The following is an 18065-nucleotide window of genomic DNA, read 5'->3' on the forward strand; positions in this document are numbered from 1 at the left end:
AGCGGCCAGTCACTCGCCCTCTATTTGCAACTCCCTTTGGTGCTCCCAGTGGGCCACCTCGTCGAGCGGCGCGCGGTCCGTCGGCACGACCACCCGGGTTCCATCGGCCAGCTCTCCGTTAAGCATGCGTACCTCCTCGACCAGCGCCTCCAGGCCGCCCTCGACCTGTTCGGCACCCAAGCGCTCGATGACATGCGCTAGATGCTCGCGTAACTCGTGCTCGGCGTCATAGTCGAAGCTGATCTGCTCGACGGGATGCGCCGGTGAGGCAAGCTGGATGATCTCGCCACCGTCATGGATTGTCATATCCATATTGCTGACCAGGTCACCATCTCCCTCGACGGTTACCTGCTGCGCCGTGGCCTCCTGCGGCGCACCCAGTCGCTCGGCCTGGCCCTCAGACGCCTGCACCAGATAGTCCCCTGGCGGCAACTGATCGAGGATATAGAGTCCGTCGTAGGCACTTCGGGCAGTGCTTATCAACTCCCCTGTTTCGGTATCTAACGCCTCGAGCTCGAAGCCGGAAGCCTCAACAGGAGCCTCGACTCCACGGCGGCGCTCCACCACTCCATCGATCTCGCCGGTCACGTGCAGCTCGAAATCGACCGGCAGAACCCGCCCAGGCCGCGGCACAAAACTGACTCCTCGGCTCGCCGGCTGAACAAATGGATTGTCGATACTACCTACATCCACCTCTACATTGACCGGCTCGTGCGGTTCCAGCCGCGCCACCCATGCCTCTCCATCGGCGTCGGTGGCACCACACGCACGCTCAGCGCAGACCTCAACCCCCTCAACCGGCTCCCCATCTTGGTGGATATTGGCCATAACCGCCCCGCGATCGTAGCCTCTGCCGGCCTCAGGGTCAGGCACCCAGCCACCGTCGGGATGGGGCAGGCCGCCAACATCCAGACCGACAGATACTTGCCAGCTACCCTCACTATCTACCTCACCACGCCCCGAGAACCGCCAGTACTCCCGAGTAATACGGGACAGGCCCAGTCTGAGGCTGTGCGGGCGATCGTTGAAACTACCACGCAGGCGAGCACTGCCACGCCAGTCCTCGTTGAGGTTCTGACTGTACTCGGCGTTGGCGTTATTCAGCTCGGCATCTGGGGCCAGATCATAATTTAATCCCAGATTAATGCGCCCTTCCCGGTGACGCCCCCAACGGGTTCGCACGTTGCCGCTAGCAATTATATCCTCATAGTCTTCCCGGCTTACGGTTAATGAATGGCGCAGCATCAGACCATTGAGCCTAATATTCTCTCGAGTCCGCAGCCTCTGCCAGATAGAATCACCCCCTGCCGACTCCTGGTGCTCGTAGCGCAGCCGGGTGCGCAACCCCCCCACTGAACCGGCAAGATGAAGTTCATGTTTGTGGCGCAAATCACCGCTGACCCGCTCGCGGATCTCGTCGGTAGCCAAACCAGCAACGTGGGTATACTCATAGCTCAAATCTATTGGCCCTAGCCCACGATCCAGAGCCAATTGCCAGGCCCGTCCATTTCCGCTTTCCCAAGCTCCACGCAATCGGCCCCAAACCCCGAAAGCACTAAACGCGGCATCGGCACCTGCCACCTCGCCATGGGCTGAATAATCGTCCTCCTCTGGATCAAGGTAGTGGATATCAGCACCAACGCTTAGGCTCTCAGTAACACCCACATCAACTCGGCCAGCCGCGCTTTGATCGTAATCGTCTTGAGGATCATCCTCGTAGATGCTCTTGCCCTCCCGGGTAGCATCCAGGCTGTAGTGAACCGTACCGGGTGGCAACAACCCCGGACCTATCTCTATGGTGCGGGTGATTGTTTCACGCTCACCATGCGGACCGTAGAGCTCGATGGTGTAGTGGTTGGTGCCTGAACGGGCATCAATATCATCAAACTCATGGCGATCTGTCTCCACGTCTTGAGCGAAATCGACAAGATCATCGTCCCGGTAAAGCTCGACGTCCCAACCCTGGGGCACCTCAATCTCGATGCTCTGGTCAGTAAAGGTGGTACGCGCCACGCCCTCGGGGCGATTGGTTACGGTTACGCCCATGCCGGAACTACCGCGGCGGAGCAGATCGTAGCGTGGCGGATTAACCCGACCCAACTCGTAGCGCTCCAGTGCCGGATGGCCCACCTGCTGCCCGAGGGTACCGTCAAAACGGCGAATGTAATCGTCATCGTTAGCCAGCAGCCGCCACTCCGAGTCGTGCCAAAGCAGGTCGCCGGCCCCGGCAAGATCAGCACTTGTGGAACTTCGCTCTTCGTTAAGACGTTGATCAAGACTCAAGGACCAGGCCGGGCGGGTAAGTGCACGCGGCGGCAGTTCCTCACGCGGCAACCACTCCTCGCCTTCTTCCCCCGGCGCATCATCGCGCAGCTGCGCCCAGCGGGCCTCGCGCTCCAGGCGCCTGAGTACAGGCATATCCTCCCTGGCGCGGATATGAACCTCGGCACTACGCGGTCGATAATCGAAATCTACCGGAAGGAACTCCTGGATGGCCGCTTCACGAAAGTAGAGATCGTCGTGCTCTTGGATCCAATCAGCTTCATCGAGGATCAGTGGGTCTTCATCGATCTCACCCATCCCGCTAGCGGTATCGAATGATACCTCTCTATCTTGCTCGAGAATCCACCCAGAGACCTCCCCCTCCAGTGGATCGACATCGAGTGCAAGTTCAAGGTGACGGGCCAGCTGACCCAGGGGATAATAGATGTCGTCTTCTTTCTGGAGCATATACTCGCTCTCAGAGAGGGTATAGCCCTCCAGCTCAAGGCGCAGGACCATATCCTCGGCCCCTGCAGCCTCATCCTCTTCCTGGAGACGCTCAACAGAGAGCGGCGCAGGGACACTAGGCGACCAGAGTATTAGGCCGATGGCAAGCAGCCACGCTGCCCACCCAGGCCGCCAATCGAGCCTACCCCCCCTCAGCCAAAGCACCACCTCACTCGATGACGACTGTCCGTTCCGCCTTTACATGGCCACCGACCTCGCCGAACCCCTCGCCCTCGTCTTCAAAGGCGCGGTAGACGACCCGCAGCTCATCGCCAGGGGCCAGATCGTGCTCATCCAGCGAGAACGGCAGGACCCGCTCCTCCATCGAGCTGGAGATCACGGCGCGCCCCCGCTCCAGGATTGGTTCGTCGTCACCAGGCCGATAGACCTCCAACGAGCCGTAGATGCCGCGATCACCGTTGCGCGCTACGGTGACCTGCAGGGCGTCTTCGTCCTCGTCGTCTTCGGCCGCCTCGAAGCGGGCGCCGCGGATCTGCGGCTCACCCTCCGGCTCGCCCACCTGGATCCCCACCGGGATGGTCATGGCGAAGAGCGCCTGAATATCCACGGCGACCTCATCGTCCTCCAGCTCCTCCTCGGCGAAGGCAGGGGCATCCGCACTCGGCATGGTCCGAACCGCGAAACGGGCCCGGTACTCGCCCGGCTCCACGTCGTCGGGGACCCGCGACATGATGCGCACTGTCTGGCTCTCGCCTGGACCTAGGGTCATCTGGCGGGGGTGGTGGCGAAGCAGATCCGCACCGTGGTGTTCGCGCTCTCCGGCGGCCGGCTCGACTGGGTCAATCAGCTCCGAACGCCCGTAGGCGTCCGACTCCACGTCGGCGACCACTACCCGGTACTCCTGGACCTCGTCGCTTTGGTTGAAGACCTCAACCTGGGCGCTGCGCTGCTGATCATCGAAGAACAGCCGCTGCGGGGCGATCTGGATCGAAGCCGCGACTTGCGTCGCAGTAACGCCCAATGCCAGTCCGATTGTCGCGCTCGAGTACCAGCTCGCCGCCCGCTTCATGGATGCCCTCCTGTTCGTCTCAATCTATTCGTAGCGCCAAGGGACATACTGCTGGATCCAGCTTCCGAACCCATCACACAAGAACCCCGCCTCCCAAAAAGAGGGACGCGGGGGCAACAAACACCACTATTGGTCGTAGGCGACCGTTACGGTGAACTCGTTCTTGTAGAGCCCGGCTTCCTCAGGGGCCGTCTCCTCGGCCCTATCACCATATTCGATCCACTGGGTGTCCTTACCATCTTCCCCTAAGGAAATCGGGTCACTCCCATTTTCATCTTCAAAACTGAACGAGGAAGTAAGGGGAATGATCGCCGTGTTGTCCCCGTTCTCAAGCTCCAGCTTCACGGTCTGGCCCTGGGCGTTATCGATATCGCCCTCAAGGTGGATGTGATACTCCCTGCCGGGCTCACCCTTGACATCGATATCAACGCCATCTACAGACGGCTCGGGAAGTTCCTCCCCGACAAAGACCGTTCCCTCTTCCCAGATGATGTCTCCCGAGGCCTCGACCGATATCGGGTTATGCACCGTGATATCCGTCGTGAAGCTCTCCTCCACCAGAGTGTCATCATCCCCGTCGTCCGCCAGCACCGGCGCGCTCACAAGCACCGCTGCGGCGGAGACGAGCGCCGGTACGGCCCATCGGCTCCGACGTTTTCCTGTTTCGGCCTTCATTTCGAACCCCTCTAACAGGTTGCATCACCGACCGGATTAGGGAGGCGGCCTGCCCGCCTCCCACTCCGGCAATCACCGGATCAGGCCCGTAGGCCTCGAAGATCCGTGCAAACCTCGTTAGAGGTCGTACTCGGCCGTCGCCTCGACGGTGATATCATACTCGCCAGCATCCTCGGCGGTCACATTCAGGGTGCCGGTGATATCATCCTCGCCAACCTTACCGGAGCCGTCGGGAACGCCGTCGTTCAGGTCCAGACCTTCCTCTGCGTCGTATTTGTGCTCCGTCCAGTAGGTGAATTCAGCCTCATCCTCGCCGCTCACCGAGAAGCTATAGTCATCGCTAGCATTCTCACCCTCGACGAAGGTCTCGGGGAGCTCTGCCTCGTCGGAAACTCCCACCGAGATCGGCTCATATACGTTGAGCTTAACGTCGAAGGAGTCCGTGGCATCCTCGTGCACGTCCGCCATCACATTACCGGCCCCGATGGCCAGAACCGAGCCCATAGTCGCAACAAGAGCGCCCTTAATTACTCGATCGTATTGCATGATCCTTCCTCCGGTTGTTGGTTTCACGCCGCAAAATTCAATTCTCTTACCTGACGCCAACCCTGCCGTTGGGTTTTAGGCTCTCCCTCGCGTAACGTCAGGAATATGATGAACACCCGTTGCGCCGCTGAAAATCGAACGAGTTTATGAAATTTACAGAAAATTTTGTCCTGGTTTTTAATAAAACCGTGTCACTCTTTTGCGCTCTAACTCATACGATTTTCTGATAGTATAGTCCGGCTCCCAACCCAGAGTACTAGTACCTATCGAGAAGGTTATTGCGCGCCCACATAGCGGCCTCTACCCTGTTCTTTACCTCTAGCTTGCGGAATATGCTATATAGGTGAGACTTTACCGTATGTGTGCTAATCGACAGCTGACTAGCAATATCATCATTACTTGTACCCTCGCCTAAAGCACGCAGTACAAGCATCTCCTTGACTGTAAGCAAATCGAGGCGGCTTCTTTCGATCTCCGCATAGCCGCTGCGAACACTTTTTACAAACCTGTTCAGTGCCTCGCGCGGGAACCAGATCTCGCCCGCAAGCATTGCACTTATCCCCCGCTCCAATAGTTCAGGAGGGGCATCATCACGAAGAACACCTACTATCAGGTCGCAGTGTAAAAATTGTTCAACATCAGTGCTCTGGGGCACATTGATCAAGCCGAGATAGATATCATTGATCGCCGCAACATCAGTCTTGGCACTCCTAGTGCCTAGCCGCTGCACCTCCTCCCCGGCAGTGTACATATCCAGCAGGATAAGCCTTGGCCTCCCGCCCCCTCCCAAGCCTTCACCTGCCTGCACAGCCCCATACAATTGCTCCGGGCGGATTACTTCACAGGTGCAAACCCCTGCTCCGGTAAGATGTTCGCTCAGTAGGCGGCTCTGCACCCCTGGCTGACAGATCAGATAGACGAGATCCGCACCAGATTCGAGACTTTTACTGTGCCGAGGCGAACTTGAGACACTCTCATGGATGCCGTTTGCTATCTTATCATTGTCTACAGTAGATAGGCTGCTCTCGCGACTACTATACATTATTACCCTCCCCCTCATGTTAGCTGGGTATTAATCACCAGCAGCGCTTTATATCCTTAAAACCACTGCTTATAACCATAGCTAGCGCATAGTAATCGCTCCGAATGCTATCTAAGCGATTAGTTATGGGTCAACTCAGAAGACATCAATTGATTAATAACTGCAAAAATGAGGAGATGCTCAGGTTTTGTTTATATCAAATTTTTTCTAGCAAAAGGCCTTTTCTATTTTAATACATGCAAAATGATGAAAGCTGCCCATCATGGCGCCCTTCCTGACACCCTTGACCCCGCAACCAAGCTGCCGCGGGGCTTACAGAAAGGGATTTATATAAATTATACCGCTATCACGCCAAAGAGGGACCTCTAAAAGCGCCCCTGGGGCCACTCAACTGCCCGGTGTGGAGGTCTTGGCGCCAGGGATGGCGCCATGAAGCCTCCAGGGATGGATTCACGGCGTCCTCCACACCGGGCAGTTGAGTGGCCCCAGGGGCGCTTTTAGAGGGGGCGTTTTTAGAGCTCCCCAACGGGGCACCGAAAAAACTCCTCGTAAGCCACTCGGCTAGCCCGGCTTGGAGGTCTTGGCGCCACGGATGGCGCTATGAGCCCCAGGGATGGTAACTCACAGCGCCCGGAACCGCAGAGGCACAAAGACATACGGGGACCTGTTAGATATTACGAAGGAACCCTCCCATCACTCGTAATAAGAGAGCTCCAGCGACTGACCCTGCTCAAGGGTATAGAGCTTGTCCCGATAGCCAATCGTGATCGGCGGGCAAAGACCCTCCTCAAGGCTTACCACCAGGCGGGTGTGGTTGACCAGGATGGTCAGCCAGTGACCTCGATAATGGACTTTGTGCTGCGTCTGTTTTAAGCCCTGCGGCAATAACGGATTGAGCCACAGCACCCCGTCGCGCAGTTCCAGGCCAGTATAACCGCGCAGCACCAGATCGACTGTGCCCGCCATGGCGCCTAAGTGAATGCCCTCCTTGGTGGTGCCACCCTGGACATCCGCGACATCGCTCATCAGGGCGTTATCGAACAGATCCCAAGAGCGCTGCCGATCAGAGCGGGCCAGCACCCAGGAGTGGACGATATTACTCAGGGTGGAGCCGTGCGAGGTGCGCGCCTCGTAGTACTCGATATTGCGCCTAATCATCTCCGGCGCAAAATTATAACCCAGGCGATTAAACAGCTCCTCCAGCTTTTCAGCGGAGAAGAGATAGAAGAGCATCAGCACATCGGCCTGCTTGCTCGCCTTGTAGCGATTGACATCCTCGCCTTCTGCCTCAAGGATTCGATCAAGGCGATGGATGTCGCCATACCGCTCGCGGTAGCCTGCCCAGTCCAGCTCTTCAAGCTGCTCGTAGCCCTCATATTGACTGATGATGCCATCGTCGTGGAAAGGCACGAACATCTTGCGGCTGATATCGTCCCAGCGCTGCAGCTCGGCCTCGTCAATGCCCAGATACTCCAGCAAATCTGAGCGCAGCGTCGGCGATAGGGCATCCAGGGCCTGCTGCGCAGTAAGCAGACACCAAACCGCCATAACATTGGTATAGGCGTTGTTATCGAGGCCCGCCTCTTCCCGATCCGGATAGCGCGTATGGAACTCATCCGGGCCGACCACGCCACAAATCTCGTAGCGCTGCTTAGTCGGGTTGAACTGCGCTAGGCTCGACCAGAACTGTGCGATGCTGAGGATCATCTCCGCCCCGGCAAAACCGAGGAACTCAGAGTCGCCGGTGACCTCGTAATAACGCCACGTGTTGTGGACGATGGCGGCGTTGACATGGCGCTGCTTATAAGTGGTATCGGGTAGCCAGCGCCCAGATTTGGGGTTGAGATGGAGGAACTGGCTCTCCTCGCGCCCATTACTGCCACTCTGCCAGGGGTACATTGCCCCGCGCAGGCCCAGCTCGCGCGCGCCCCAGCGCGCCTCGGGCAAGCGCCGGTAGCGGTACATCAGCAACGAGCGGGTAATCTCCGGCATGTGCAGATTGAGCAGGGGCAGGATAAACAGCTCATCCCAGAAGATGTGGCCGCGATAGGCCTCGCCATGCAGCCCCCGCGCTGGGACTCCGACATCCAGGTCGATGGTGTGCAGCGAGGTGGTCTGGAGAAGGTGGAATATGTGCAGACGCAGCACCAATTGCTGTTCTAGAACGCCGTTGGTATCCGCCTCCAACTCAATATCCCACCAGTGCCAATACCGCTCCCAGGCCTGGCGCTGACATTCGAGCAGCTTTTGGAATCCTTCGACACGCTGAACAGCCCATTCGGCATCGAGGGCCGGCTCGCAGATAGCACGATCCCGCCCGGTATAGAAAGCGGCTATTTTCTCCACCTCGAGGATCTCGCCTTGCTGACACTCCAACTCAATGTCGTGGCCGATGAATCCGTTCTCCTCTACCAGCTGACGCTCGACCCCGCTCGCCAACTCACCGCCACGATAGACACGGGTCCGGGCAGCGTGGGCCATATCGAGGCGCGATTGATTGGTCATGCTGCGCAACGTGACTGAGTCGGTAGCCGACTCGCGCGCCTCAAGTACTTCCAGGTGCTTGGTTTCGAGCTGGCGGTAGCGAGCCACGCCGAGATTCTCGACCCCACCATCAATCCCTGAGCGGATGACCAGCTTCCCCGACCAATTCAGCGGCTCGAACTGCCAATGTAACGCTGCGAGATGGCTGTCCCCCATATGGACTAGGCGCTGACTGGTCAAGCGGGTCTCCCGTCCAGCTGGATCCCGGAACCAGAGCCGATAGGTCAGGGTGCCGTGGCGAATATCGAGAACCTGCTTATACTCCAGCCACTCAACCTGATCGAAGTCAAGCCAATCGCCATCGGCCGGCTTAAAGTTAAGGCAGAGCCAGTTGGGCAGATTGACCAGGTCCTCGTTCTCTACATTGCGCCCCGATACAACACTGGTGGCCCTATTGAAGCCACCAGCCATATAACTACCTGGATAGTGGGTGTCGCCGGCGCTTGCCCCTTCAAAGGCACCACGAGTGGCAAAACGGCCATTGCCCAATGTGCACAGCGCCTCACGGTGCTGCTGTTGCTCGGGATTCCACCCGTCGTACTCCATCTGCCAGCCCAAGGTCTTGGGAAGTAACATCATTGCCCCTCTTGCAGCAAAAGCTCAAAAAACTGTTTTACCTCTTCCACGCTGCTTAACTGATACTGAGCCGCTGTTTCTCGCTCCAGCTCGCCAACAAAGATGCCGATGCCCTTGCCCTGCAAGGCCTTAAAGGCGTCTTCATCAGTCCAGTCATCACCCAGATAGAGAGGTGTCACCCCGGGCTTATCCAGCCCCAGTGCCTCAAGCAGCCACAGCACTGCCCGCCCCTTGTCCCAGGGCACGTCAGGCTGCAGCTCGAAGACCATTTTGCCGTGCCCCAAGCGCAGCTTCGGGTGCGCGGCGACTATCTCTTGCACCGTTGCCGCGAGCTGCTCGCGCTCTCCCTCAGCGACATGCCGGAAGTGGACAGCCAGGGCAAAGGCCTTACGCTCCAGCGCCCAGCCGGCAATATTGGCCAACCTCCCTTCGAGCTCTGCCTGGGCCTTATCAAGCTCCTCGACACAGGCCTCGCCCTCGGCATTGCGTTGCTTCAAGCCCCCCGGCCCGGCAATATCGAAGCCGTGGCTGCCGGCATAGTAGACCTGCTCTAAGCGCGCAAACCCCTGCAGGGTGGGCAGATCACGGCCACTGACCAGCGCCACGCTGTGCCGCTCGGCAAGGCTCGCCAGCAACTCACGCATCCGCTCATCAAGCACCGCCTGACTAGGATCATCGACGATCGGCGTCAGGGTGCCGTCGTAATCAAGGAACAGCGGGATCTGCTCGCCGGCCAGACGGTCTAGCAGCTCTCTTTTTACTTCTGGTTCAAACAGGTGCATCGGTCTACTCATTGCACTCCCCTCGTGCACAGTTGTTGTGCACTCTCTCTAATCGGCAGCTAAAACGCAGCGCTCTCGAGCTTATTTCAACTCGGTGATTTCGCTAACAGTTACATCGGCGCCATGCTCGATAAGATCAGCATGATTGCCATGGCGGGCCACCCCTACGACCACGGCAAAGCCCCCCGCAGCGCCTGCTTGGACGCCTGAGATGGCATCTTCAAACACCACACTTGCACTAGGCTCGACATCCAGCCGCCTGGCTGCCTCGATGAAGATATCCGGATCCGGTTTACCTTTAAGGCCGAGCTCGCGCGAGACTGCACCATCAACCCGGGCATCGAACAGCTCTTCGATGCCGGCGGCACGAATCATCGCCTGGCAGTTAAGGCTGGATGAGACGATGGCCGTCTTAACGCCAGCTTGGCGCCACTCTTTGACCCGCTCCAACCAGTCAGGAAAGACTTCCACCCCATCCCTAGCGAGCACTTGCTGAACCAGGGCATCTTTGCGGCTGCCCAGCCCATGCACTGTATCTAATTCCTGCAGATCGCCGTGTTCACCCTCAGGCAACTCGATGCCACGTGCTGCTAAAAAGCTTCTCACCCCGTCGTGGCGGGGCAGGCCATCGACGTAGGCAAAGTAATCCCCCTCTTCATCAAACGGCACGAAGGGCTCTCCGCGCTCGACCGAATAACGCTGCAAAAATTCGTCAAACATCTCTTTCCAAGCCCGCGCATGAACCGTAGCGGTCCGCGTAACAACGCCATCCATGTCGAATATCGCCGCTTGATACCCAGGAATTTCTACTTTTATGGCGCTCATCAAAGAGCTCTCTCTATGTTATATAGGGCGTATCCGCGTCAGAAGAGCAAAGACCCTATCGCTTTATGCCTTAGCTATTCAACCTTTTTGCAAATATCATTCCTTAATGAACAGAGCAGCCCCACAATTTGGAATTAGAGACGCTAAAGACTCTCTCAGCCGCCTTTTTGGACGACCGAAGTCTCTACTGCGGCTGGTCCTAATCGGCTTCGCACTGGTCAGCGCACCCCTGATCCTGGCACTTGGCGTCGCCGCCTGGTCAGTCGACCGCATTGCCGACGAGGGCCAGGTAGCGGTTTATGAAGCCATCGGCGTCACCCAAGAGAGTGCTCGCATGGCGCGCCTGGCCACCGACATGGAGCGCGCAGCGCGGCAGTATCTTATCTTCGACGACCCGACTTCATTGCAAGACTATCGCAGCTGGCGCCGCGAGCTTGCCGCCGCCGGCGGCCTGCCGGGCAGCATAGGCCCGGCTGAGGCCGATTGGATCCACCGTGGCGTGCGCATAGTCGAGGCAACACTGCTCGCCACTCTGCTGCTCAAAGAGCAGCCGGAAATAGACGCCCACCACAACATCCACCAACTGATCATGGCCTTACACCGCTCGGTCGGGGCAGTATCCAGCGCCGGTTATGAGCGCATCGACCACGAGGTCGAACAAATGGCCGACTTCTCAGCCCAGGCCCGCGAGGTATTAATCTGGCATCTGCTCGCCGCTATCCCGGTGACAGTTATATTTTCCATTTATTTCTCCCGGCGCATCCACCGCCCCATTTACGCCCTCGGCGATTCCATTCGCCGCCTCGGTGCTTCACGCTTTGACGAACCTGTTGCGGTCAGTGGGCCCCGCGACCTCGAAAACCTGGGCAGCGAGCTAGACTGGCTGCGTCGGCACTTGTCAGATCTGCAAACACAACGCCAACGTTTTCTGCGCCATATCTCCCATGAATTAAAGACCCCCCTTGCCGCGATTCTCGAAGGGACCGAGCTGCTCCGGGATGCGCAGATCGCGGGCAACCCAGGCCAGTCCCGGGAGATAGCCGATATAGTCCGAGAAAACGGCCATGAATTACGCCGCCAAATAGATAACCTGTTAAGATTCACCCGGCACGGCGAGTCGGCCTCGCCAGAAGAGGAAGTCAAGGTTATAGATATCGCTGATCTTATCCGGGAAGTCGCCGACAGGCACCTGCTTAGTGCGCAAAGGCGCAGCATAGAGATAGACCTCGACCTTGAGGAGCAAAGCCTTGAGGCCGACAAGCGACAACTTGCTACGGTTGTTGATAATCTGCTCGCTAACGCGCTGCGCTTTTCCCCTGACGAAGGGAGGATTAGCGTAACCCTTAAGGAGAAAAACGACCTCATCGAGCTTTGTGTAAGCGATCAAGGCGAGGGAATAACGCAGCAAGAGCGGCAAACGATATTTGAACCATTCCGCCAGGGCGAAACTACTGGCAAGGGTTCAGTAAAGGGTAGCGGTTTGGGGCTATCACTGGTGCGCGAGTGTGTGACCGAACTCGGTGGTCAAGTTAGCGCCCAAACAGCCCCAGAGGGTGGTGCCCTGCTGCAGGTCGTGCTGCCCAAGCGAGAGTTGAAGCACAGATGAGCGAAAAGACCCGCGTACTAGTTGTTGATGATGATCCAAGCCTTTGCCGGCTGTTGGAGATGCGTTTACAAACCGCCGGTTATCAACCGGCCACTTGTGAAAGCGGGGAGAGGGCCTTGGCTGAGCTGGAGCAAGAGCCGGCCGATGTGGTGGTAGCCGACTTAAAGATGGGCGGCATGGATGGCCTTGCCCTATTCGACGCAATCCGCGGACGCTGGCCCACCCTGCCGGTAATCATCCTCACCGCCCACGGCTCTATACCGGATGCGGTAGAAGCTACCCGGCGCGGGGTACACGGTTTTCTGACTAAGCCTTTCGACGCCGAAGAGCTATTGGATCTGCTGGAGAAGGCGGTAAATGTTACCGGCGGCTCAGAGTCGGCGCGCGAGTCGGCCCAGCGCCACGGCATTCACACCCGCAGTCCGCGCATGGAAGCCGAGCTTGAACGCGCCCTGCTAGTCGCCAACTCAGAGGCCAACGTCTTAATCCGCGGCGCTAGCGGCACCGGCAAAGAGGTGATCGCTCGGGCTATTCATAACGCCAGTCAGCGCGCACAGGGGCCTTTCGTTGCCGTCAACTGCGGAGCGATCCCCGAAACTCTCTTGGAATCCGAGCTCTTTGGTCACGTCAAAGGCGCCTTTACTGGGGCCGAGCGGGATCGTGAGGGGCTCTTCCGCGAGGCCGACGGCGGCACCCTGTTTCTTGATGAGATCGGTGATATGCCGTTACAGCTGCAGGTCAAGCTGCTCCGCGCCCTCCAAGAGCAGGTAGTGCGGCCCCTGGGTGGCCGCGACGGCGTCTCGGTAAACGTCAGGGTCCTCTCCGCCACGCATCGCGATCTTGATAAGGCGCTAGCCGAGGGGGAGTTTCGCGAGGATCTCTACTTTCGCCTTGCTGTAGTTGGCCTAGAGCTACCCTCCCTGGCTCAGCGCCGTGAGGACATACCGCTACTAGCCAAGCAATTCTTAAGCGAGGCCAATGAGCGCCACGGCCGTGAGGTCCGTGATTTGTCGCCCGAGGCCTTGGAGATGCTGTCGCAGGCCGAGTGGCCTGGCAACATCCGGCAACTCCAGAACGTGATCGAACAGTGTGTCGCCCTCAGTACCAGCGACGTCATTCCCGGTGACCTAGTGCGCCAAGCACTGCGCCAGGACACCCAGCCTGCGGTTCCACCGCTAGCCCAGGCACGCGAATCGTTTGAGCGCGAGTATCTGATAAGGCTGCTCAAGCTGACCGAGGGCAACGTCAGCCGGGCAGCCAAACTAGCCGGGCGTAATCGTACTGAGTTTTACCGTCTGCTCGGTCGCCATGAGCTGCGGGCGGCTGACTTCAAGCCTGCTAAAGGAGGTTCCTAGCCAAATTTTCGGGGTGCCCTAATGTCATGGCCCACCGAGGCAGCCAGTCTCAGTGGGGAGCACTTAGAGGTTAGTAACAACAAATCGTAGTATAAGATCATCAGCCAAAGGGAGAAAACAATGGCCACAGCCAGCAAGCCCTGGACAGAGCCCATGCCAGAAGAGCAGTTTGCGCGGATGCGCGATGTTCTTGCCGCGCCGAGCCCGATTGGGCTTGAAGCGGGGATGACTTTAGGCGTCATAAAACCCTACTTTGACTCCTTCGCCCCCGCGGGCTGGGCAGTACGACAATTCCAAGGCCATGCCGGGATTGTCCTTGACTCACATCCGGGCGAGGACGAGCGGTTTAAGATCATGGTGGTTGGCCATGCTGACAAGATCCGCCTCCAAGTGCGCAGTATCGGCGACGATGGCAAAATCTGGGTGGACAGCGATTCGTTCCTGCCTGGAACGCTGATAGGCCACGAAGTCACCTTGTTTAGTGAGGACCCTGACAGCCCCGGTGCATTCCGGCGCATTGAAGGCGGCACCATAGAGGCGCTAGGCGCCATCCATTTTGCCGATGAAGCGGTGCGCACCGGCTCCAAGGGGGTTAAGAAAGAGCAGCTCTATCTCGAACTGCAGGTCCACGGCGATAAGCAGAAGAAGCAGATCGAGAATCTCGGTATCCGCCCGGGCGACCCAATCCTACTTAACCGCCCGATTCGCCGCGGCTTTAGCCCTGATACGTTCTACGGTGCCTATCTGGATAACGGCTTAGGCTGCTTTGTCACCGCCGAGGTGGCACGCCTGATTGCCGAACAGGGCGGCACAAAAAACGTGCGTATGCTCTTTACCATGGCCAGCTATGAAGAGATTGGCCGCTTCGGTAGTCGCGTAATGGCTGGCGAGCTCAAGCCTGATGCGATCATCGCGGTGGATGTCAACCAAGATTATGTCGCCGCCCCCGGGGTTGGGGATAAACGCTTCCAGCCATTGAGCATGGGCAAAGGCTTCACTTATGCAACGGGGGCGATAGCCAGCGATCAGCTCAACGCCATCCTCCAAGAGGTTGCCCGCCACCAAGAGATCCCCTATCAGCGCGATGTTTGCGGGAGGGACACCGGCACTGACGGTATGGCTGGTGTTCTAGGCAACGTCGACTGCGTTGCAGCATCCATAGGCATGCCGGTGCGCAACATGCACACCATCTCCGAGGTAGGGCATACCGGTGATGTGCTTGCTGCTATCCATGCCATAACCGGCGCCGTGCAGGAACTCGACCGCCGCGATGATGGCCAGGGCTCGCTGCGCCAAACGTTCCGCACCGGCCACCCACGCCTCGATCAGGCCAGCGGCCTGGAGCATCAGTGGCCGGCCGAAACGGATGAGGACAAAAAAGATAAATAGAGGGCGTAATACAACGGGGGCAACCATAGCCATTTAGCTGCCCCCGGGGCGGAGGTCTTGGCGCCACGGATGGCGCCGTGAAGCCTCCAGGGATGGATTCACGGCGTCCTCCACACCGGGGCAGCTAAATGGCTCACGTGACTCGCGAAGGGGCTTGGCTAGCGCCTAGCACCCTGCCTCTGCCGTGCCGCACCCCCGCGTCCAGCTGGCTGACGGCGCTGCCTGTTGCTGGGCTCGAAGCCGTCCATCACCTCCAGCGGGATAGAGGCCTTGACCGTGCGTTGGATTGCTTGCAACTGGCGACGCTCATTACTACCGACGAACGACCAGGCAAAGCCATTATCCCCACCCCGGCCAGTCCGACCGATACGGTGAACGTAGTCATCCGGGTTGTTGGGCAGATCATAGTTAACCACATTGGGTAATCCGGAGATATCCAACCCGCGGGCTGCCACATCGGTTGCCACCAGGGCCCGCACCGAACGCTTTTTGAAGGCGTTGAGCGCCCGGCCCCGCTGTCCCTGACTCTTATCGCCATGGATTGACTGGGCCTTGATACCGTCGCGCTCCAGTTCCTCGGCCAGCCGGTCGGCACCACGCTTGGTTTTGGTAAAGACCAGCACCTGCCGCCAGTCGCGCGAATCAATCAAATGGGTCAACAGCTCGCGCTTACGGTTGGAGTCGACTAGATACGCCGCCTGCTCAACGGCAGATGCCGCAGAGTTTGTGCCGGAACTCTCAATTACCTGCGGCTCATCAAGAAAACGCCGCGCCAGCCCGGCCACCGCGCCTGAGAAGGTGGCGGAGAAGAGCAGGGTTTGGCGATGCGGGCGTAAGGCCTTGGCGATCTGCTCGATAGCCGGCTTGAAGCCCATATCTAGCATCCGGTCGGCCTCGTCAAGGACGAGTATATCAACACCGCGCAGATCGACATTGCCGCGCTCCATGTGGTCTATCAGCCGCCCCGGTGTGGCCACGACGATATCCACCCCGCGCCGGAGGGCAGCGGTCTGCTTGCCCATGGGCGCACCGCCGTAAATCTCGGTACAGCGCAGCGGCATATGGCGACCATAGGTGGTTACGCTCTTGCCAACCTGTGCTGCCAGCTCGCGAGTAGGGGTCAGCACCAAGGCACGAATGCGGCGCTTGCTCTGTAGCTCGGCGCCATCATTGACGCGTTGCAGCATCGGCAGAGTAAAGGCGGCCGTCTTGCCGGTGCCAGTTTGGGCGCTTGCCATAACGTCACCGCCCGCGAGAACCGCAGGAATAGCCTGACTTTGGATCTCGGTCGGGGTGTCATAGCCTTCCTGCTTGACAGCACGCAGGATATCGGCGGAAAGGCCCAGGGAATCAAAAGACATAAACGCTCCTCAAAATAAAAACAAGCCAAGGCGCCAGTGCGCAATTGGGCACCAGATATGGAAAGGGTAATATCGGGGAAAGGCCTTGGCGGGACGATCCACGACCGGTTCGAGGCTACCGGACCGTAAATCGCTGAGCGTTTAGGCGGTATCCTGGGCCCCAAAAAAGTGGGCCTCTGCAAACACAGTTACAAAACTAACACACTATCTACTAGACTGCTAGCGAAGAATTCAGCGCAAATTGCGCAGCTTCTTTAACAGAGCCTGTTTAACCCTCATGGTCAAAATTAAAACACCTTACCAGTCACCACTAGCCACAGGGCTCGATATCGGCACCTCAGGCTGTCGCGCAGTTGTGATCGATGGCGACTGTCAGCCGCTCGCCTGGGGGCGAGAGGACTGGCCGAACAGCGACATGCCCGCCAGCCCCGAACAATGGTGGCAAACGGCCGTAGCAACGCTCGCTCAGGTATGCAACAAATTCGGCAGACGGATTCGATCTGTGACAGTCGTTGGGACTTCAGGCACTGTACTACTAGCCGACCCTAACGGTACCCCAGCTACTCAGGCAATGCGCTATAACGAACCTGCTGAGCGGAGTTGGAGTGATCACATCGCTCACTTCGCCCCAGCAGCGAGCGGCGCCCACGGCAACCACTCAGGATTGGCACGCGCACTCCAGCTTGCTGCTACACAAGGCCTCAAAAAAGAAGGCTTCTTAATCCACTCTCAAGCCGACTGGGTCGCTGCCAGGCTGTGCAATCAATTCGGCTGGTGCGATGAGAACAATGCCCTAAAACTAGGCTATGACCCGGTAAACCGCAACTGGCCGAGCTGGCTCAACCGGCTCCCAATACCGGCCAATGCTTACCCGAGCGTCTACCCCAGCGGTAGGCCAATTGCCCAGATCAACCCCGCCAGCGCAGCCTGCGCGGGGCTAAGCAGCAACTGCCAAGTCATCACCGGGACCACCGATTCGATTGCTGGCTTTCTAGCGGCTGGCGCCGATCGATCGGGTGAAGCGGTTAGCTCCCTAGGCACGACCTTGGCCCTGAAGATGAGCTCAGAGACAGCGATTTTCTCGCCCAAACACGGTGTCTATAGTCACCGCCTCGGCGAGTCTTTCCTGGTCGGCGGGGCCTCCAACTGCGGCGCCGGGATTCTCAAGCGCTATTTTACTCCTGAGCAGCTAGATGAACTGAGCGCCAAGATCGATCCCGAGCGAGACACCGGCCTCGACTACTACCCACTGCCCTGCCCTGGCGAACGCTTCCCGCACTATGACCCGCACCTTGAACCTCGTCTTGAACCTCGCCCAGCAAGCGATGCCGAGTTTCTGCAAGGGCTCCTGGAGGGGCTAGCTGCGATTGAGGCGAGCGGCTACCGCCGCCTCCACGAACTCGGTGCCCCGCAGCTTAAGAGAGTCGTTAGCGTCGGCGGCGGGACTGCCAATCTAGCCTGGCAACGCATCCGCCAGCGCTACCTCGGTGTGCCGGTCAGCGCTGCTACCCAGACCGAAGCCGCCTTTGGTGCAGCGCTCCTCGCCCACCGTTGCATAGAGTAGC

At 58.7% G+C, this 18065-nt stretch carries 13 protein-coding genes; 4 read left to right on the plus strand and 9 right to left on the minus strand.

Going from position 1 to position 18065, the window contains the following annotated elements; translation table 11 throughout:
- Positions 1 to 9: 9 nt before the first annotated feature.
- The 8 genes from HH1059_RS11655 to HH1059_RS11690 form a co-directional block, all read right to left on the minus strand.
- The gene (locus HH1059_RS11655) at positions 10 to 2934 is read right to left on the minus strand and encodes a carboxypeptidase-like regulatory domain-containing protein (protein ID WP_162549537.1); all 2925 of its coding nucleotides are present in this window, start codon (positions 2932 to 2934) and stop codon (positions 10 to 12) included.
- Positions 2935 to 2938: 4 nt separating this feature from the next.
- Entirely contained in the window at positions 2939 to 3799 is an 861-nt protein-coding gene (locus HH1059_RS11660) for a fimbrial biogenesis chaperone (protein WP_096406188.1), read from the minus strand.
- A gap of 126 nt (positions 3800 to 3925) precedes the next feature.
- Positions 3926 to 4474, minus strand: a complete 549-nt coding sequence (locus tag HH1059_RS11665; RefSeq protein WP_096406190.1) for a hypothetical protein — start codon at positions 4472 to 4474, stop codon at positions 3926 to 3928.
- 117 nt (positions 4475 to 4591) lie between these two features.
- Positions 4592 to 5020, minus strand: coding sequence for a hypothetical protein (locus tag HH1059_RS11670; protein ID WP_096406193.1), 429 nt, complete (start codon positions 5018 to 5020; stop codon positions 4592 to 4594).
- Positions 5021 to 5276: 256 nt separating this feature from the next.
- Entirely contained in the window at positions 5277 to 6062 is a 786-nt protein-coding gene (locus tag HH1059_RS11675; protein ID WP_162549538.1) for a response regulator transcription factor, read from the minus strand.
- A 693-nt stretch (positions 6063 to 6755) separates the two neighbouring features.
- Entirely contained in the window at positions 6756 to 9185 is a 2430-nt protein-coding gene (locus HH1059_RS11680) for a glycoside hydrolase family 65 protein (RefSeq protein WP_231901952.1), read from the minus strand.
- Positions 9182 to 9976 carry a trehalose-phosphatase gene (gene otsB / locus HH1059_RS11685; protein ID WP_096406201.1) on the minus strand — a complete coding sequence of 265 codons (795 nt, stop codon included), beginning with the start codon at positions 9974 to 9976 and terminating at the stop codon, positions 9182 to 9184. Before otsB ends, HH1059_RS11680 begins: the two co-directional genes overlap by 4 nt.
- Before the next feature lie 69 nt (positions 9977 to 10045).
- On the minus strand, positions 10046 to 10789 hold the full coding sequence (locus HH1059_RS11690; RefSeq protein ID WP_096406203.1) for a beta-phosphoglucomutase family hydrolase: 744 nt from the start codon (positions 10787 to 10789) through the stop codon (positions 10046 to 10048).
- A 106-nt stretch (positions 10790 to 10895) separates the two neighbouring features.
- Between HH1059_RS11690 and HH1059_RS11695 the strand changes: the two genes are divergently transcribed.
- The 3 genes from HH1059_RS11695 (at position 10896) to HH1059_RS11705 (ending at position 15139) form a co-directional block, all read left to right on the plus strand.
- Positions 10896 to 12395 carry a sensor histidine kinase gene (locus HH1059_RS11695; RefSeq protein WP_162549539.1) on the plus strand — a complete coding sequence of 500 codons (1500 nt, stop codon included), beginning with the start codon at positions 10896 to 10898 and terminating at the stop codon, positions 12393 to 12395.
- Positions 12392 to 13750: a sigma 54-interacting transcriptional regulator gene (locus HH1059_RS11700; RefSeq protein WP_096406208.1), complete on the plus strand. Its 1359-nt coding sequence runs from the start codon at positions 12392 to 12394 to the stop codon at positions 13748 to 13750. The genes HH1059_RS11695 and HH1059_RS11700 overlap by 4 nt, the downstream gene beginning before the upstream one ends.
- A 120-nt stretch (positions 13751 to 13870) precedes the next feature.
- A complete protein-coding gene (locus HH1059_RS11705) occupies positions 13871 to 15139 on the plus strand; it encodes a M20/M25/M40 family metallo-hydrolase (RefSeq protein WP_096406211.1) in 1269 nt (422 codons plus the stop codon).
- Positions 15140 to 15297: 158 nt separating this feature from the next.
- Here the strand turns inward: HH1059_RS11705 and HH1059_RS11710 are convergent, their stop codons facing one another.
- Complete coding sequence (locus tag HH1059_RS11710) at positions 15298 to 16500, minus strand: DEAD/DEAH box helicase (protein ID WP_096406213.1); 1203 nt, start codon at positions 16498 to 16500, stop codon at positions 15298 to 15300.
- 277 nt (positions 16501 to 16777) lie between these two features.
- Between HH1059_RS11710 and HH1059_RS11715 the strand changes: the two genes are divergently transcribed.
- Positions 16778 to 18064 (plus strand): FGGY-family carbohydrate kinase, encoded by a 1287-nt coding sequence (locus HH1059_RS11715; protein ID WP_096406216.1) that lies wholly within the window; start codon positions 16778 to 16780, stop codon positions 18062 to 18064.
- The last annotated feature ends 1 nt before the right edge of the window (position 18065 follow it).

The sequence above is a fragment of the Halorhodospira halochloris genome (genome assembly GCF_002356555.2).
In the GTDB taxonomy this organism is placed as follows: domain Bacteria; phylum Pseudomonadota; class Gammaproteobacteria; order Nitrococcales; family Halorhodospiraceae; genus Halorhodospira; species Halorhodospira halochloris.

What these genes read in the sequence shown, in the direction of transcription:
- HH1059_RS11660 (WP_096406188.1), bottom strand. Translation starts at nt 3,799, where the DNA reads ATGAAGCGGGCGGCGAGCTGGTACTCGAGCGCGACAATCGGACTGGCA.
- HH1059_RS11665 (WP_096406190.1), bottom strand. Translation starts at nt 4,474, where the DNA reads ATGAAGGCCGAAACAGGAAAACGTCGGAGCCGATGGGCCGTACCGGCG.
- HH1059_RS11670 (WP_096406193.1), bottom strand. Translation starts at nt 5,020, where the DNA reads ATGCAATACGATCGAGTAATTAAGGGCGCTCTTGTTGCGACTATGGGC.
- HH1059_RS11675 (WP_162549538.1), bottom strand. Translation starts at nt 6,062, where the DNA reads ATGTATAGTAGTCGCGAGAGCAGCCTATCTACTGTAGACAATGATAAG.
- HH1059_RS11680 (WP_231901952.1), bottom strand. Translation starts at nt 9,185, where the DNA reads ATGATGTTACTTCCCAAGACCTTGGGCTGGCAGATGGAGTACGACGGG.
- otsB (WP_096406201.1), bottom strand. Translation starts at nt 9,976, where the DNA reads ATGAGTAGACCGATGCACCTGTTTGAACCAGAAGTAAAAAGAGAGCTG.
- HH1059_RS11690 (WP_096406203.1), bottom strand. Translation starts at nt 10,789, where the DNA reads ATGAGCGCCATAAAAGTAGAAATTCCTGGGTATCAAGCGGCGATATTC.
- HH1059_RS11695 (WP_162549539.1), top strand. Translation starts at nt 10,896, where the DNA reads ATGAACAGAGCAGCCCCACAATTTGGAATTAGAGACGCTAAAGACTCT.
- HH1059_RS11700 (WP_096406208.1), top strand. Translation starts at nt 12,392, where the DNA reads ATGAGCGAAAAGACCCGCGTACTAGTTGTTGATGATGATCCAAGCCTT.
- HH1059_RS11705 (WP_096406211.1), top strand. Translation starts at nt 13,871, where the DNA reads ATGGCCACAGCCAGCAAGCCCTGGACAGAGCCCATGCCAGAAGAGCAG.
- HH1059_RS11710 (WP_096406213.1), bottom strand. Translation starts at nt 16,500, where the DNA reads ATGTCTTTTGATTCCCTGGGCCTTTCCGCCGATATCCTGCGTGCTGTC.
- HH1059_RS11715 (WP_096406216.1), top strand. Translation starts at nt 16,778, where the DNA reads ATGGTCAAAATTAAAACACCTTACCAGTCACCACTAGCCACAGGGCTC.